Origin of the sequence: Caballeronia sp. INML1 (assembly GCF_023631085.1) — a bacterium.
GTDB lineage: Bacteria > Pseudomonadota > Gammaproteobacteria > Burkholderiales > Burkholderiaceae > Caballeronia > Caballeronia turbans.
On sequence record NZ_JALQDT010000027.1, the window covers coordinates 65682 to 82360 of the forward strand.

Annotated in this window: 15 protein-coding genes and 3 pseudogenes; 15 read left to right on the forward strand and 3 right to left on the reverse strand. The window is 60.1% G+C overall.

Translation table 11 applies throughout. The annotated features are described in order from the left end of the window. The first annotated feature begins 7 nt into the window (after window positions 1–7). Window positions 8–744, forward strand: a pseudogene (locus tag NCR38_RS10385) (SDR family oxidoreductase). 355 nt (window positions 745–1099) lie between these two features. Here the strand turns inward: NCR38_RS10385 and NCR38_RS10390 are convergent. From NCR38_RS10390 to NCR38_RS10400, 3 genes and pseudogenes are all read right to left on the reverse strand, one after another. After that, on the reverse strand, window positions 1100–2206 hold the full coding sequence (locus NCR38_RS10390) for a bifunctional 2-polyprenyl-6-hydroxyphenol methylase/3-demethylubiquinol 3-O-methyltransferase UbiG (protein WP_250476984.1): 1107 nt from the start codon (window positions 2204–2206) through the stop codon (window positions 1100–1102). Beyond that, window positions 2133–2432 (reverse strand): annotated as a pseudogene (locus NCR38_RS34135) (tail fiber assembly protein); the annotation flags it as partial. The pseudogene NCR38_RS34135 and the gene NCR38_RS10390, both read right to left, overlap by 74 nt. A 221-nt stretch (window positions 2433–2653) precedes the next feature. Continuing rightward, window positions 2654–2917 carry a hypothetical protein gene (locus tag NCR38_RS10400; RefSeq protein WP_250476985.1) on the reverse strand — a complete coding sequence of 88 codons (264 nt, stop codon included), beginning with the start codon at window positions 2915–2917 and terminating at the stop codon, window positions 2654–2656. A 171-nt stretch (window positions 2918–3088) separates the two neighbouring features. Here NCR38_RS10400 and NCR38_RS10405 point away from each other — a divergent pair, with 171 nt between their 5' ends. From NCR38_RS10405 to NCR38_RS10470, 14 genes and pseudogenes are all read left to right on the forward strand, one after another. Then, window positions 3089–3229: a hypothetical protein gene (locus NCR38_RS10405; RefSeq protein ID WP_250476986.1), complete on the forward strand. Its 141-nt coding sequence runs from the start codon at window positions 3089–3091 to the stop codon at window positions 3227–3229. A gap of 386 nt (window positions 3230–3615) precedes the next feature. Then, complete coding sequence (locus NCR38_RS10410) at window positions 3616–4662, forward strand: hypothetical protein (RefSeq protein ID WP_250476987.1); 1047 nt, start codon at window positions 3616–3618, stop codon at window positions 4660–4662. Window positions 4663–4839: 177 nt separating this feature from the next. Further along, window positions 4840–5478: an acyltransferase family protein gene (locus NCR38_RS10415; protein ID WP_250476988.1), complete on the forward strand. Its 639-nt coding sequence runs from the start codon at window positions 4840–4842 to the stop codon at window positions 5476–5478. A 479-nt stretch (window positions 5479–5957) separates the two neighbouring features. Then, the gene (locus NCR38_RS10420; RefSeq protein ID WP_250476989.1) at window positions 5958–7346 is read left to right on the forward strand and encodes a hypothetical protein; all 1389 of its coding nucleotides are present in this window, start codon (window positions 5958–5960) and stop codon (window positions 7344–7346) included. Next, a complete protein-coding gene (locus tag NCR38_RS10425) occupies window positions 7321–7926 on the forward strand; it encodes a hypothetical protein (RefSeq protein ID WP_250476990.1) in 606 nt (201 codons plus the stop codon). Before NCR38_RS10420 ends, NCR38_RS10425 begins: the two co-directional genes overlap by 26 nt. Further along, on the forward strand, window positions 7923–8177 hold the full coding sequence (locus NCR38_RS10430; RefSeq protein ID WP_250476991.1) for a YfhO family protein: 255 nt from the start codon (window positions 7923–7925) through the stop codon (window positions 8175–8177). The genes NCR38_RS10425 and NCR38_RS10430 overlap by 4 nt, the downstream gene beginning before the upstream one ends. A 66-nt stretch (window positions 8178–8243) precedes the next feature. After that, window positions 8244–8682, forward strand: a pseudogene (locus tag NCR38_RS10435) (glycosyltransferase family 2 protein); the annotation flags it as partial. Window positions 8683–8882: 200 nt separating this feature from the next. Beyond that, the gene (locus NCR38_RS10440; protein ID WP_250476992.1) at window positions 8883–9725 is read left to right on the forward strand and encodes a glycosyltransferase family 2 protein; all 843 of its coding nucleotides are present in this window, start codon (window positions 8883–8885) and stop codon (window positions 9723–9725) included. Further along, complete coding sequence (locus tag NCR38_RS10445) at window positions 9712–10626, forward strand: lysylphosphatidylglycerol synthase domain-containing protein (protein WP_250476993.1); 915 nt, start codon at window positions 9712–9714, stop codon at window positions 10624–10626. Before NCR38_RS10440 ends, NCR38_RS10445 begins: the two co-directional genes overlap by 14 nt. Further along, window positions 10623–12098 carry an aminoglycoside phosphotransferase family protein gene (locus NCR38_RS10450; RefSeq protein ID WP_250476994.1) on the forward strand — a complete coding sequence of 492 codons (1476 nt, stop codon included), beginning with the start codon at window positions 10623–10625 and terminating at the stop codon, window positions 12096–12098. The genes NCR38_RS10445 and NCR38_RS10450 overlap by 4 nt, the downstream gene beginning before the upstream one ends. Window positions 12099–12108: 10 nt before the next feature. Beyond that, the gene (locus NCR38_RS10455) at window positions 12109–12507 is read left to right on the forward strand and encodes a capsular biosynthesis protein (protein ID WP_250476995.1); all 399 of its coding nucleotides are present in this window, start codon (window positions 12109–12111) and stop codon (window positions 12505–12507) included. A 2-nt stretch (window positions 12508–12509) separates the two neighbouring features. Then, on the forward strand, window positions 12510–13247 hold the full coding sequence (locus tag NCR38_RS10460; protein WP_250476996.1) for a glycosyltransferase family 2 protein: 738 nt from the start codon (window positions 12510–12512) through the stop codon (window positions 13245–13247). Between the two features lie 42 nt (window positions 13248–13289). Further along, window positions 13290–16223, forward strand: coding sequence for a hypothetical protein (locus NCR38_RS10465; protein WP_250476997.1), 2934 nt, complete (start codon window positions 13290–13292; stop codon window positions 16221–16223). A gap of 1 nt (window position 16224) precedes the next feature. Next, entirely contained in the window at window positions 16225–16599 is a 375-nt protein-coding gene (locus tag NCR38_RS10470; protein ID WP_250476998.1) for a GtrA family protein, read from the forward strand. Window positions 16600–16679 lie beyond the last annotated feature (80 nt).

Genomic DNA, 16679 nt, shown 5'->3' on the forward strand with positions numbered 1-16679 from the left:
CCGGTCTATGAAAAACATCGTCATCGTGGGCACCACGTCAGCGATCGCCATCGCCTGTGCGCGCGAATGGGCCGCAGAAGGCGCGCAGTTCTTTCTGGTCGCGCGCAATCAGGAACGCGTGGAACAGGTCGCAGCTAATCTGGGCGCGCGCGGCGCGGCGTCGGCGACGGTCTCGGCTCGATATCGACAAGCTCGACGATCACGCCGCGATGCTCGCCGACTGCGCCGCGCACATGAATTCGATCGATATCGTGCTTGTCGCGCCGGGCACGCTGCCGAATCAGGCCGCCTGCCAGAACGATGCAGCCGTCGCGGTGCGCGAGTTTCACATCAACGCGCGTGCGCTAATCGCGCTGTTCACGCCGATCGCCAATCGGTTTGAAGCGCAGCGGCACGGTGCGCTCGCATTGATTTCGTCAGTGGCGGGCGATCGCGGACGGCCATCGAATTATCTTTGTGGCAGCGCGAAGGCGGCGCTGCAGGGGTTTCGAAGGCATGCGCGCACGGCTATTCAAGGCTGGCGTGCATGTCGTGGATGTGCGGCCAGGCTTCGTCGATACGCCGATGACGGCGGGCCTGCCCCTTCCTGGTCCGCTCGTGGCGACGCCCGAACAGGTCGCGAAGGACATCGTGCGCGCGGTCGAAAGGAAGCGGGACGTGCTTTATACGCCGCGGTTCTGGTGGGGCATCATGCTCGTGATTCGCTGCGTGCTGCGGGTCGTGTTCAAGCGGGTGACGCTTTAGGCGGACGCGCGGCGACGTACGGAACACGTAGTGCTCGTCGAGCCGATACTTAACGATGTAGCCGATCGCAAGGCCGATGCATCCGCCGATGTAGCGCGTCCGCATCGTCCGGAAAGAGACAGTTGAAGCCGAACTTTACGGCCAATAAGTTCGCAGTCCGGAACGACCGCATACTGCGGCCAGATTCGAAGAGTCGGCTGATGACGATATCAAAGGTCGAGCGAACACTCGGCTCACGAGGCTAGCACCCTATTTCCAGAACTCCGGCATCTGGTTTCTACTCGCAATTTCGCAAGTCATTCGGGCGTAAAAAAGCCGGCCGGAAGCGGCTCAGCGGATATCAAGCGAAGCCGAGTTACTGGAAATGGGCAGGTTTGCGCATGACAAAATGAAGATTGTGACGCGTGAAAGCGCGGTGCGCCGGTATGTTGTAGCGATCGAAAGCAAGTCGAAGCAATGCATCGTCCGTTCGATCATAGAAACGCGCGAGAATGGCCTCCTCATACCCGTCGAGCACAATGTAGTCGTGGCAATTCCGACCTATCGCAAGCTCGAAATCGTGATAAGAAATGCCAAAACCCCAGCGCGCAAGTGTTTCGCCGATCTTCTCGGGGGCTGTCGATCCGATCGAATTACGGAAGTCTGCACGCGGCGAGAATTGCGCGTAGTCGCGCTGGATTTCTAATGGAAGCGCCGAATAGAAGTGCATGAGGCTCGTGTGATCTTCGAGCACATTGAATCTGTTGGGTGTATCCGCCACGGCGAGCAGGCCGCCGGGTGCCAGCGCTTTCCACGATGCGCGCAAAGCCTCGATGCGTTCCACGTACGTCATATGTTCGAGCACAGCGCACAGCACAACGAGATCGATTTGACCGACGAGCGCCTGGGCTTTCTCTTCCGTCAGTTTCTCGTTGACGAGCTGGACGTTGTCGTATCCGAAGAAACGCAGTCTCTCCGCTGCGGCGGCGCTCGCCTTCCGGTCGATCTCGAAGCTGACGACGCTCTTGACTCGACTTGCGACGGCGAGCGTGGAACTGCCAGTCCCAGATCCGATTTCAATGGCCCTCAACTTGCTCATGTCTGGGACGATCTGTGCAAGCCATGTGCAAATCCAGTATTCGAAATCGCGGAAACGATGAACGACATGGGCATCCAAATCTCGTTCGAAGGACTCATCTTGCGTAACATCAGCCCTATAGAACGTGCGAAGCAGTACGTTCTTGAAGAACGGCCTAAAGTCGTCCGGGATTGGCAAGGGTGAGAACGCGGGAAGATTAGATAGAGCAGGAGATATCGGAGTTCTGAGAGCGCTGAATTGCTGCGCTTCGGAGATCAGCCTGGTATTTTCCTCTTCGAGAGCCTGACAGCGCGCCAGAGCCGCGTCGAGGTCAGCCGTGTTTGGACTGTCGACCGGCTTGGCGACTAAAACACGATTGCCGCGCAGCGCCTGAAAGATCTTCATCTTTCACCCGTTCGTTATCTCGAAAGATCGAATATATCAGCGCCGCGTGTTGGCGGAACAAAATCCGCGTCAATTTGCACCCAGCGGCGCTGCAGGTCAGCTTGCCGCGTTCTTGCCTTAGGTCGACGCGATTGACGGCCACACGATATTGCTTCCACTGTTTTAGCCGAGCGGTTTCCCTGTCGGTCACAATGTCGACATCAACAGCATCGTGAAGAGGAGTCGAAGCTGTCGTTGCCGATCAGCACCTGATTGTCCAACAGATAGCGTGCCTGGTCTCGCCCCCGATGCAGTTATCGTAGCGAGCTTTTGAATGCTAAGGCCTTGTGCGGTCTTGCGGTCCGGCCAAATTGCTACTCACTAGGCTGATCATTGCGAACTCCGATAGGGGCACGAGAGCGTATAGCGTTTTCGCGCGCAACGTCGGCACTCGGAAGCAGTGATGGCCTACACCGACGGCTTGCGGCCTTCGATGCTCAATAGCGTGCTATGAAGGCGCGATAGTGCGAGGCCCGGTCGACGTTCGGCGGCGAATAACCTTCCAAATGTCAGCCCATGCTTCAACTCTGGACTGGCGTCGAAATTGCGTTCCAATACATGGGCCAACATCATCACTTTCCTGGAAGAAAAATCCGTCTCCATTGCCGCTGAAACGTCGCGATAGCCCGTTCGCAATGAGTCTAGCAATAAAAGCGCCTCGGAGGTCTTCATCTGAAAGCTTGGTCGCGTAAGCCGTTGACGCGCGCTCGATGCCGATGCGATCGATCACGCGATTTCTGTCGAGAATTGAATCTTAAGTGTAAAACGTTTCGAACGAGCGGACAACGGGGGGTCACGGGGAGCCACTTACGCCTCGCTCTCTCGACGGCTGGTGACGGGTGCATGCCAGCCACGATGCATCGGCCGCGCAAGCGCTCGTTGGAATGCAATGAGATGATCGGCGGACTCAAACTCTTCGAGCTCTACGATCCGAGTTTCGTCGATGCCGATTCGCACGAGTTTCATCACTCGACGCGCATGTAGCATGGGACAAAAGCACGTGGCCCGCGCTCGACTTCTCACAGAACAAACTGCGCGACGGGTCGACCGCCAGACGCGCGTCCCAGAGTGGCGGTTACTGACAACCAGACAGGCCGGATTGGCGCGGCGGCCGATGACGCTCAACCGTGAGTGTAGTCAATCTCACGATTCGCCCTATTAAAAGTATAATAATATTAACTGATGAAAATTCACACCTGCTGGCGCAACGTGGTAACTGTTCGCGGTCACGTGTACTCATTGCGATCCCGATCTGCCGTGATCCGAGAGATGCATCACGACCGCTGCGTGGCCACATTCTAATGCCGCGGCAATAACGGGTAAATATTACTGTGAACATCTTGATGTCGGCGTTCACGAACCGCTGCTTGATGAACTGGATCCCGATCGCAATGAAGATCCGAGCTGAAGGCGGCACGTGCAATTTCCTTCTGTTTCCCCGACTTCCTGATCCGGACCATAAAGGCCTTTACAGCCACGAGATCCAGTCGCATGCCGTCCTCACCGCACCGATCGACGCATCATTCGAACTCTGCGAGACGACGGAAGCCGAATGCAAAGCCGCCATCCAGCGCATCGTCAAACGGAAGCGCTACGACGGAGTGCTGATGACGACTTGCCATCTCGGGCCGGAACTGAAACTGCGCAATTGGGTGCAGGCCGTATCGCCAACGACGCAGTTCGTCGGACTGCAGCATGGATTCGTTCAACTATGGCCGAATTTCGAAGCCCGATTCAGCTCGTACGACTATCTCGGCGTTTTTGGACAGGCATTCAAGCATCGGCTCGTTCCCGAGTTTCGGAACCGAACGGTGGCGCTGTCCCTTCCCATCCTCGACACTTACGCGTCGAACGCGCGGCCCGAGGGCGACAAAATACTGTTTGCGCTGCAAAGGGATATCTCGCCCGGAGAAGTCCAACGACTTGCTCAGGATATCGAAGTTTCGTCTGGCAGGAAGATGGTGCTTCGCGTTCATCCGGAACACGTCTCGCACTATGATGTGCTTCGCGCGACCTTCGAGTTTTCCGATCCGGCCGAGCCGCTTTCGAGAGCGCTAGCGCGTACCTCTGCCGTGATCACGTCCGGAAGCACGCTTGCACTCGCATCGCTCGCGATGAAGCGGCCGACAGCGATATTGCGTCATTTGGGCGGCGAGGAATATGAACCGTTTGGAATCGTCGCCGACGCCATGGAGGCTGAACCGATACTGCAAATCCTCGATCGATTTCGAGAACCGTCCTTCTGGCCGGGGATGGACGAGATTTTGGAAAACTACGCGGGCCGAGCGGGTCGACGTGTCGACGATGCCTACGAGACTCTGGGCACGCTGTTTGCTTCGCCGAAGCGGGAGGCAAAAGGCGCAGCAAAAACGATCAACGGGTGGTTTCGGCGCCTCGTTGGCGGGTTTGGTGCATGAGGCAGGTGCATGCCTGCGGCGCACGAACAAGCCCGTCGATGGAAGCGATACCTGAACGCGTTCATTTTCTGGACGGCATGAGGGGCTGGGCGGCGCTCGCCGTCGTCCTCTACCATCTGGCGCCGACCTTCCTGATTCGGCCACACGATCTGAAAACCATTGGCTGGTTGATTGCCGATGGACGGCGCTCTCGCGGTGTACGTTTTCTTTGTCGTTTCCGGCTTCTCGCTCTCGATAGGTTTTGTGCGATGTCGCGAGCGATCCGGCCTGTTTTCGCTCGCCATACGACGCTATCCGAGACTTGCGATCCCGGTTTTGGCGGCCACTCTAATCACACTTTTCATGCTGCTCACGGGCGCCAATCGAGCGCCCGATGCCGCGGCACTTCTGGGTCGAACGAATTGGCCCGCCAGTGCCTTTCGATTTGAGCCGGGTTTCATAGACGCGCTGAAGTTCGGTCTGTTCGACGTCTTCTTCCACTACCGCTGGGACCACAGTTACAACCCGGTCCTATGGACCATGAGTTATGAACTGATAGGAAGCGTCATGGTGTTCGCGCTTGTGATCGTGATAGGCACGTCGCGCATCCGCTGGGCCGCATATGGGCTCGGCTGGAAGGCGCTAGCGCATTTCGATAGTCCGCTTTCCTCGTTCATTGCGGGGACAGTGCTGGCTGAATGCCACGGTTCAACCGGGATTCGCGTGCTTCGTAAGCCAGCAACCGCATGGCTGATCTCATCGACACTTCTTTTCATCGTCTTCTGTGTGGTCAGCTTCGAGCGGCAGTCGTACGACAGCCTAACCGTGCGCTCCTAATGCGGGACAGCGTTGGTGATCGCGGTGGTCGTCAATAGCGCATGGGCCCGTGCGATGGAGTTGCCGATATCCCGCTTTCTCGGGCGAATTTCCTTTCCGCTGTATCTGACGCATATTCCGGTCATTTGCACCCTCGGCGCGGGCACAGCGCTAATGCTCCATGACAAGGGGCTTTCGTTTCACTGGATTACGCTAATCGAACTGGCGATCTGCGTCCCCGTCGCTGTGGCAGTGGGCGTCATTGTCTCTCCCATCGAGACAGCGTCTATTACATTCAGTCAGTGGCTCGCGCGAGTTCTCCTGAAGCCGGTCTGCCGCTCACCCGTTTAGGTCCAGTGAAAGCGGCGGGTAGCCGGTGCGTCCGGTTGCCGTATGATCTCGACTCTTTCGAGCCAGCTATCCCCACTATGCACCGCGTCACTGAGGCCCGCGTCCATCCTACTTCGAAAATCCGATCGCCGGGCGCCTGGCCTTGCCTCGTGCTTGTGCTACTGGCGCCCATTCTCGTCAAAGCGCCGCTGCTCATTGGTGCGCTCATCGCCGATCCCGCAGTGCTGTATGCCGGCCTGCACAGCCACTTGCATGCAGGCCCGTTGACGGGCTATCCGCCTTATCCGACCATCGATCCGAATATCGCCTTCACCAGTCACGCGCTGGGACGGCGGGCCGCGCTGAGCCTCTTTGGCGGACGGTCACCGTGGTGGAATCATCTCGAAGGCGTGGGCGCGCCGCTCGCCGGAGAGATGCAGTCTGCCGCGCTGTTTCCATTGACCTGGCTCCTCATCCTTCACGATGGGCAACTCTATATGCATATCACCCTGCAGGTCATCGCAGGCTGGTCGACGTGGGCGCTGCTACGTCGCATCGGATGCACGCCGCTCTCCGCCACGGCAGCCGCGCTCGTATTCGAATTCAACGGCACGTTCGCCTGGCTCGCGAACGCGGTCGTCAACCCGATCGCGTTTCTGCCGCTCACGCTGCTGGGCATCGAGATCCTGAGGGATCGTGTGGCCATTCGGCGCAAAGGCGGAATGACATGGCTAATCGTCGGGCTGGCGGCGTCGCTTTACGCGGGAATTCCGGAGGTCGCATATCTCGGCGGCTTGCTTATCCTCGTCTGGACGCTGGTTCGGACCGCCTCGCTGCCGCGCTCATTGCGCCTCACCTACTGGCTGCGCATCTGCGTCGGCGGCGTCGCGGCGCTCGTTCTGGCGGCGCCGACGCTGATTCCGTTCTTCGACTTCCTTCCGCTCGCGAACACTGGCGGTCACGGCGACGGATTTGCAGCGGCGCATCTCAGCCCTAGTTACGCGCTGGCGCTGTTTTCGCCCTATGCGTTCGGCAGCATCTTCCAGAATGCTCCGTTCGCGGACTTCTGGGGCTCCGTCGGCGGCTATGCAGGCTATGTGCTGACGGCGCTCGCGCTCTTCGGCGTAGGAGGACCGACGCTTCGCGGGTTACGCCTCGCGCTCGCGATTTGGACAGCGGTTTGTTTGGCGCTGACCTTCGGAATGCCGGGCACGAGTGTCCTGCTGCATATCGTTCCCGGCCTGAAGCTCGCGGCGTTTTATCGATATCTCCCGCCCTCGTGGGAATTCAGTCTGTGCGTGCTGGCTGCGCTCGGACTCACCGATCTCGCCACCGCGCCCCATGCGCGCTGGCTCACAGCAATGACCGTGCTCGTCGCGCTGGCCTGCGCCGTCGCGGCCTGGACCATGGCGCAAGCCGGCTTGCGGCCTACCGGCCGCATCGCCCATATCGCCTGGATCGTCACCGCGGCGTTTGCAGCGGCGGCTGTTTGCAATCACATGGCGATGGAGGCCGGTGGCTTCGCGCACACGCGTGCTAGCAGGTCTGCTCGCGTTTGAAGCCGTGTTGTACTTTCTGATACCGGTCCTGAGTTATCCGTCGCGCGGCACGATCGAACTCGGCGGCGTCCGCTACCTTCAACAGAATCTCGGCTTTCAGCGGTTCGCCACGCTCGGGCCGGTGCAACCGAACTACGGGTCGTACTTCGGCATCGCATCGGTCAACCATAATGATTTGCCGATTCCGAAGGCATGGACCGACCATGTCGCGGCCCATCTGGACGGCAACGCCCCGCCCATTCTCTTTACCGGTGTTTCGCGCAACGATCCGGCCGGTCCGAGTGCAGCCGACAGCCTAGTAGCGAACCTCGAAGCCTACCGTCGAATCGGCACACGCTATGTGCTCGCGCCGAAGGATTTCGAGGGAACGCCAGGCTCCGCCGGGTTCATGCAACATACTCGTGATCCCAATGCCAAACTCGCGCAGGTCTTTGCCGATGACCGCATGCGAATCTTCGAGATTGCCGATCCCGCGCCGTATTTCTCCGCCGCCGGCTGTACCTTGTCATCAAGGATCGCGACACGCTCGACGCACGCTGCGACAAGCCCTCGACGCTCGTCCGTCTCGAGCTTGCGATGAAAGGCTGGAGCGCCCGCGTGAACGGCGAGTCACGAAGCATCGAGTCGACCGGAGAGATCTTCCAGAGCGTCGCACTGCCGCAGGGCGAATCGACGGTTCGTTTCGTGTTCACTCCGCCATTCATCAACTGGGCGTGGCTTGCGTTCACCCTCGGTTTGCTGGTGCTTGCGGGTGATTTGCTGCGTGGACGTTCGAGATCCTCTGGAAACCGCGCCGCGAGTGGCGAGGGCGCGACGCGGGGTATGCGTTAACATTACGCAACATTCACTTTCCTTCGCACGCCAGCGCGTGCCCGGATTCAGTGCGTGACTTCATTCATGGCCGAAATATCGCAGCTACGCATTGCCGTCGTCGTACCGTGCTACAACGAGGCAGCAACGATCGCGCACGTCGTCCGCGATTTCCGGTTTCATCTGCCGTCGGCCGAAATCTACGCGTTCAACAATAATTCCACCGACGACACGGGCGCGGCCGCGCGCGCCGCCGGCGCTCAGGTGATAGACGTGCCCTTGCAGGGCAAGGGCAACGTGGTGCGACGCATGTTCGCCGACGTGGAAGCCGATGTCTACGTGATGGTCGACGGGCGACGCGACCTACGATGCCGCCGCCGCGCCGGAGCTGATCGGAGCGCTCGTCGAAAACCGCCTCGACATGGTCGTGGGCTCGCGTCTGAGTGACGAAGAAACTGCATATCGGCTCGGACACCGCTTCGGCAACATCTTGCTCACACGGTGCGCCGCAACGATTTTCGGCCGGACCTCTGGGTGTTCCGTCACGCGCGGTCGAAGTCCCGTCAGTGACAGCACGTTGCGCAGGCGCTGTCTGAATCCGTTTCCCGAAGGTTCGGGTCGGACCGATGGGTTAGAATGCGGCACATAATCCGCTAGACGCCCGTCAGAGCTTGTCCGTCATGGCCTGCAGCGGTGCTCAGCACCTTTCCCGAGAAATCCAGCAAGATGGGCACTACACCGAACCGTGAAGGCATTCTCGTCTTCATTCCCGCATATAACTGCGCGCCTCAGATTGGCCGCACGCTCCTGCAACTCAAGGGATGCGAGGCGCTTTTCCGTGAAGTGATCGTTGTCGATAATCGAAGCACCGACGACACGGTCAAATCCGCGATTTCTGCCGCGGCGCAACTGGACTTGCCGGTTCGCGTCATGCAGAACTGGGATAACCTCGGTCTGGGCGGCTCGCACAAGAGCGCGTTCGCCTATGCCGCGCGTGAGGGATTCGATTATCTAGTGGTCCTTCACGGTGACGATCAGGGGAGCATACGCGATTTGCTGCCTCATATCGAGCGAGGCGAACATCGCACGGTCGACTGCCTCCTCGGCGCCCGCTTCATGCCCGGCTCGCGGCTCGAAGGCTATTCCGCGTTCCGTACGTTCGGCAACGAGGTATTCAATCTGCTGTTTTCGGCGGCCAGCGGCAAGCGCCTCTATGACCTGGGCTCGGGTCTCAACATGTATCGCGTCGATGCCGTCAGGAATCTGCGTTATCAGGGTTTCGCGGACAACCTTACGTTCAACTACTTCATGATCCTGGCGACCGTCTGGCGCCGCTGGAAGATCCGCTTCTTTCCAATCAGCTGGCGCGAGGACGATCAGGTGTCCAATGTCAAACTGACACGCCAGTCGCTCCAGGTTCTGAAACTGCTGACGACGTTCGTGTTCCGGCGTCGTGATTTCCTCGACGGGCAGCACACCATCCGCTCTCCCGACGACTACCGGTTCGATACCGTGTACGACAGCACGCTCTCGACTCAGCCATCGGGGCAGCCTGATGTCCCTCGTTAATCGAAAGCGCCTGTTGTCTTGGGGCTTCGGTGTATCAGCGGTCCTGTTCGTCGGCTCGCTCGCGCTCTGGCTCCCGCTCGGCTGGTCCCGCACGGGCTTCCCTCCAGCCAGCGCCCTGATCTGGCCGATCGTCCTGTATGCGGTGGCGCACGGCGCCCGCATGCTGCGACTCGGCCTGCTTCTTGGCAGCATTCGGCTGCGCAAGCTGCTGGGGCTCTACCTCTATACGGCCGCCTGCTCGGCAGTGATTCCGTTCAAGCTCGGCGAACTGGTGCGCGTCAATGAGTTTGCCTGGCAGCAGTCGGGAAGCATCGCGCGCGGTGTCGTGATCGTCTGGGTCGAGCGCGTATTCGACATGGTCGCGCTCGGCGCCATGATCCTCGTCATCCTGACACGCACCGACGTGGAAGTGGCACCGATCGCCCCCGTTCTCTGGCTGAGCACGGCATTCGTGCTGGCCACGCTGTGCTTCTTCTTCGTGTTGCCGGAACAACTGGCCACGTTGAATCTGCACGTGATCCGAACCTATCGCGACGAAAAGGCCGTTCGCATTCTCAGGGTTCTCGAGACGATCAACGATCTGTCCCAACTGGCAAGGCCTCTCCTTAGCGGCCGCATGTTGACGCTCGCCTTCGTCACGCTGTTCATCTGGTGTTTCGAACTTCTCGCCCTGGGGCTGCTCACGCAGGATCTGAATAGCTGGAGTCCGCTCGTCAGGCTCGTCAGCCAGTTCGCCGACATCATCATCCATCGGCCGGCGCACGCGGCGTCGAACGACGCGCTGGTCTCTGTTTTCGATCAGTGGAAGATTCAGATTCTGTGTGTTCCCGGAATCATCGCATTGATCCTGTTTCGCAAATGGCGACGCGCCCCATCTCAGCCTGAAGGATTGACGAGGTGAAGAAGATACTGATCTACGACAACACTCAGCCGCCGCCGAGTGACGTCTGCAACCTGCTGGGTATCGAACGATTCTCGGATGTGTACTACCGCAAGCGCTCACTGGACCGCTGGATCTCCGACCTCGCCGGGCAGGCGGGTCTGACGTTCGTCGATCTGGAATCGCTGATGCATGCCGACTCACTGGCGAAACCGCCGCTTTCCGGCCCCGGCAGACAGACGATCATCTATATTCCCGCCTGGATCGCATTCGGCTGCGCGGAAAAGGAGGCGGCGCTCTTTCTCCAGAAACTCAGCCTGACGCGCAATAACCTGCGGGTGGCGAATGACACCAACCAGTTCGATCCTTATGCACCCCATATGATGGTGCTCGTGGACGACCTGGCTCAGTCGTTCCTGCGGGCCGTCGCATCGGGGGAGTCGGCCGAGTCGTTCTTCCGGGAAGCTGGCGAGCAGTTGCAGCCCGTGCCCGATCACGCCAACATGATCGACTTGCGCGACCCGCTTCGCTTCACGGATTACCTGACCAGCAATTTCGACGCGCGCTTTTTCAATTCCGTTCAGACAGTCAACGAATTCGTCCTGCTGAAGCGGTCGACCGACGCCGCCAAGTTGAAGCGCGAACACGACTTCTATCATCTTCTGCCCGCGTCGATGCAGATGTTCTTCGTGCAGCCCTACGATTTCACGCGGGAAGCGCAAGGCGCGAGCTACAAGATGGAGCGCCTGTTCGTTCCTGACATGGCGCTGCAATGGATCCACGGCTCGCTCAACAGGATCCATCTCGAACGCTTCCTCGATAAAGTGCTCTTCTTCGTGCGATCGCGACCGGCCAGGCCGGTGCCGCGCGACATCGCCGAACGTACGCGCGACGAAGCGTACCGGTCGAAGCTGCTAGCGCGTCTGGAGCAACTCGAAGCGCTGCCTGCCTATGCATCGATCGAGCCTTATGCACGTGCGACGTTCGGCGGGGTTCGCTCCCTGCTGGACCGGTATCTGAAGTTGCTCGACAAGTCGCAACCTGCGGAAATCGAGAAAAGCCTGTGCATCGGGCACGGCGATCTGTGCTTCTCGAACATTCTGTACAGCAAGACGACCGGCCTCATGCGTTTCATCGACGCGCGAGGCGCGGAAACCGAAGATGAGCTGTATGTCAATCCTTACTATGACATCGCCAAGCTGTCGCATTCGGTGGTCGGCAACTACGACTTCATCAACTATGGGCTCTTCCGCCTGGACATCGACAGCGATCTGAAGGTGCGCCTGCACATCGATGCGAAGCCTCAGCCGTGGGCCACCGGGATGTTCCGGCAGAAGCTCACCGAGAGCGGCTTCGATCCGGAGCTGACGCGACTCTACGAGGCGTCGTTGTTCATCAGCATGGCTCCGCTGCACATCGACGTTCCGAAGAAGGTGATCGCTTTTCTCGTGAACGCGGCAGACATACTCGACGAACTCGAACGCAATTTCTGAGGAGGCTCAGGTGCTGGTCAAGCAAAAATGCATTGTGATGGACATCGACGGCACGTTGTGTCCCAAGAAACTTCCGGACGAATCGTATGCCGATCTGCTGCCGATACCGGAAATGATGGAGCAGCTCGCACGCTATCGCGAACAGGGCTTCTACGTGATCCTGTTCACGGCGCGCAACATGAATACCTACGACGGCAACATCGGCCGCATCGTCGCGAACACGGGCAAGCTGTTGATGGAATGGCTCGACAGGCATCAGGTCCCCTATGACGAACTGCATCTCGGCAAGCCCTGGCCAGGACGCGGCGGTTTCTATGTCGACGACAAGGCCATTCGTCCCGACGAATTCCTCAAGCTCTCCTACAACGAGATTCTCAAACTTGTCGGCGAAGAGCCGGGCGGAGAATGACGATGGTGAACGTGATCATCACGATGGGTGGCCTCGGCAAGCGTTTTCGGGATGCCGGCTACACCGTGCCGAAGTATCAGATCGAGGCGCATGGCAAGACGCTCTTCACATGGTCGATGCTGAGTCTCTCGAGTTTCATCGAGCAAAGGGGGCGGTTCATTTTCATCGTTCGTGAGGAAGACGGCGCGCGAGCGTTCATCGAAAGCGAAGCGGCACGGCTCGGCATTGCCGACCGTCAGGTGCTCGAGATCGGCTATCTCACCGACGGACAGGCAACGACCGCGACGCTCGCTCGCGATCTAATCGCCGATCCGTCGCAACCGATGCTCGTGTACAACATCGACACGTTCGTGCATCCGTCGGCGCTGCCGGCAGATGCCACGCGCGGCGACGGTTGGGTGCCGTGCTTCCCCGGCAAAGGTGACGGCTGGAGTTTCGCCGCGGCGGAGCCAGACGGGCGCATCACGGAACTGCGAGAGAAAGTACGCATCTCGCCTCATGCAACGATCGGCCTGTACTGGTTCTCGTCGTTTTCGCTTTATAACGATGCGTACGAGCGCTACTACCGTGACAGCAGTCGCATGGAAAAGGGCGAGAAATACATCGCCCCGCTCTATAAGGAGCTCATCTCCTCCGGCCGCCCCGTCTATCTGCATGAAGTGCCGGAAGGCGCCGTCTATCCGCTGGGCACGCCTGCGGAAGTCGAACGATTCCTGCAAAACGCGCCGCCCTCGCTCTGATGCGTCGTATCCGCCTCAAGCCTTCTCGCTCGAGTTCGTTACGTGACATCTGACTCCGTCCCTCTGCGCGCTGCCCGCCCGATTCTGGCTTCCGTGCTTGCAGGCTTGTGCGCCGCGCTTCTGACGGCTCTCGTCGTCGCGTTGTTTCTGCGCGCGCATGCCCTGCCTCGTGTGGCCTGGCTCACGACGCCGGTCGCGCTCGCGGCGGGCGCGTCGGTGGCGCTGTTCGTGCGCCGTGGGTGGCGATCGGTACGCATAGTGGATCTGGCGCCACTCGTCGTCGGTGCCGCATGCGTCGCGGCGCTCGTTCCGCCGGTCGCGCAGCACTATCCGAAAGTCAGTGTCACGGCGGCGGGACAGAAGAATCCGGCATCGGCTTCGTCGGAAGTCTGGGTCGGACTCGAGTCCGGTGCGCAGTCGTTCGACGGTCACTGGTCGGGCGCGGGCGATGCCTGGGAGCCGCGCGGTCAGCGCTATGTTTCCTATCGCAACCAGCCGGCGACACTCACGTGGGATGGCGCCTGGGGCGAAGGTGCAAGACTCGAGCTGGGACGTCACTCGTGGTCCGGCATCGCGCGGGTGGACATCGGCGGGAAAGAGCAGACGCTCGATCTCTATGCGCCAGTCGCGAGCACATTGACCATCCCGCTGCCCAGACCTTCGCTCTCGTGGAAGGACAAGGCCCTGTGGGTCGGGTTCGCGGCGGCCGTCATGTTGGCTGTCTCGGTGTTCGGCCACTTCCTCAGGGCGTTGCCGGTCGTTTGGTCGGGTAGTCTCGCCATCGCATTTCTGATGTCCTGCATCACGCTCTTTGCGGTGCACGAGCGGTCCTACGCGGGCGATTTCGACGTCGTGGCATTCGATTCGAACGCACCGGTGACGACAGTAGAACTGGACGCGGGGCAAGGTTTCGCTCCCGAGTTGAATTACCCGTTGAAACCCAGCACGCCGAGCCGCTTCGAGACCGCAGCGTCGCCTGATGCCGCGTGGCGGATCGAGGCGACGGACAGCGCGCTGATCGGCATTCCGTTGGCCTCGAGCCAGCCGAACGGGCCAGAGATCGGCAACGACCGTGTGCAGCCCGTTTCGGTCGACCGCACGTCGATCTACACGCTCGACGGCAGCAAAAATCCGACTCTCGCGGTAGTCGGACCGGACTCGCAGAAGCATGCCATCGCAATACCGCAGTCGGGATCGGACAAGATTTTCGTGCTCGTCGAGCGCGATGCAACGAGCTTGCGTGTCGCCGTGAGTCGTTCGTTCGGTTCGCTGGCCATCGGCTCGGACTTCTCCGGCGATGTGACGAAAGCACGTATTCTGGCCGACAACGGCCGCGCCGCCAGCAAGCTCTTCCGCATTTCCTTCGACGCGCCATTTCAGGCGTTCGAGCTTCAGCCCGCCGGCAACGATGCCTATGCGATCACGTCCATCCGTCGTCCCGATAGCCGCATGTTCGTGGCGATCAAACTGCTGGCCGCCGCGGAGACCTTCCTCCTCGTCATGCTGATTCCGGTTGCGGCCTGGACCTGCAGGTCGCTGGCGCAACTGGCGAAAAGCGGAAGACCGGTCAGCGTCATCATCGGAACCGTTGGCATCGTCGGCTGGATGGGGGTTGCGGCGCTCATCACCTGGCCAGGCGTAGTCGGATGGGACGGCACGATGCCCTACGTCGTCTTCGACGCGGGAGCCTACGACACATGGTATGGCATCGGGTATCCGCTGCTGGTCGGCGGACTTCTGTTGCTGGAAGGGCCGAGGCTCGTCACGGCAACGGGTGTCGCAGGAACGATGCTTCTGCTGCTGGTCACTCTCACGATCGGGCTCGGCGCCACGCGCCGGGGAATTCGCGCGCTGATCGTCACGCTTTGCGTCGCGTGGCTGCCGCTGACGATCATCCCGTTTGCCAGCGCCGTGCATTTGCGTGACGCGATGAACGGTCTGGTCATGGCGAGCTTCGCCGTGTGCGTGTTCGTGATGCTGATGAAGTGGAGCGGCTGGTCCGCGAGCCAGCGTTGCGTCATCGTTACGGCGCTCGTTTGCAATGGCCTGGTTGCAGCACTGCTTCGGGTCGACAATATTCCTACGCTCGGCATCTGGTTCGCCGGTGCATGCCTGCTTCTGAGCGGCAGCCGTGCGCGTCGCCTCGCCATGGTCGCGATCGCCGCAGTGGCGTGGCTGTCGATCACCCCATTGGCCGAACGCGCGCTGTTTCCTGATCGGACGGCACTGAGCGAGGCAAAGCGCATGTACGGCATCACGGCGCTCGTGAATCCGGTGACCGGCATGCTGAAGATTGGGCAGAACCAGTTGTCGGCAAGCACTTCAGCGCAAACGCGCGAGGTACTGGATCGGCTGATCGACGTGGATTTTTCTCTGGCGCACTGGTCGCCCTACGAAATCGTCTACTGGCATCAAACCCATACGGAACGAGCGCCACCGACAGACGCGGACGTACGGGATCTGCAGAAGACGTACGTGCGGCTGGCGCTGGAGAGTCCCGTCCTGTTCATCAAGATCCGGCTGGCGACGTTCGCCTCCAATCTCGGCTTCAGCGGGTCGGTTGACGGTCTGCGGATGCCGTCCAACTCGTTCGAATTTCAGTCTTTCTATGATCAGCTGGCCGATCCGGGCGGCTCGATGGAGAAATTCCAGTGGCTTTACAGCTTCGCTCCCGAAGGCCATCACTGGATCGACAGTCTCCGGTCCCTGCGTCACTGGACGGCGATGGTCGCGACTCACATTCCGCAATTGATCGTCTGTCTCGTCGCGCTCGCATGGTTCCGGCGCTATCCGCCCTGCGCGCTGCTCGCGGCGGGAACTGTCGCGCGCGTGTGCGTGTTCTTCCTGTTCGCGCCCGCTTCCGTGTTCCTTTACCTCTACGATCTGCAACTGATTGGTTTCTGCCTGCCATTTCTGATGGCGGGCTGGACACCTCAGCCGGAATCTCCTGCTACCCGCCATTGTGGAGACGCCTAGCATGCTCATGCGTTTCGGAGTCGTATCCGGTCTCGGATGGCTCATCGACTTCTGCCTGTTCGTCACGCTGACCGCTTTCAAGTCGCCGGTCTGGCTCGCCAATACGGCGAGCGCGACCGCCGCGGTTCTGTTCGTATTTTTTGTGTCGGTGCGGCGGATCTTCGAATACCAGGGTCACTATCTGCTCGGGAAACTGGTGCGCTACATCGTGTATCAGGCGATCGCGATTCTGACTGCTTCCGTCATCATCGACTTGCTGACTCATCATCTGGGCCTGGCACCGATCGTCTCCAAGATCATCGTCACGCCCCTGACCTTCTACTGCAACTTTCAATTCATGTCGTTCATTACGACTGGCCGGCTGAGGCTGCGCTAGACACGCACGACTGAACCCGCACCTTTAGAGATAGACCGGCCCCGATCGAACGACTCGCGTTGTTTGAGCAAAGCGCCCTC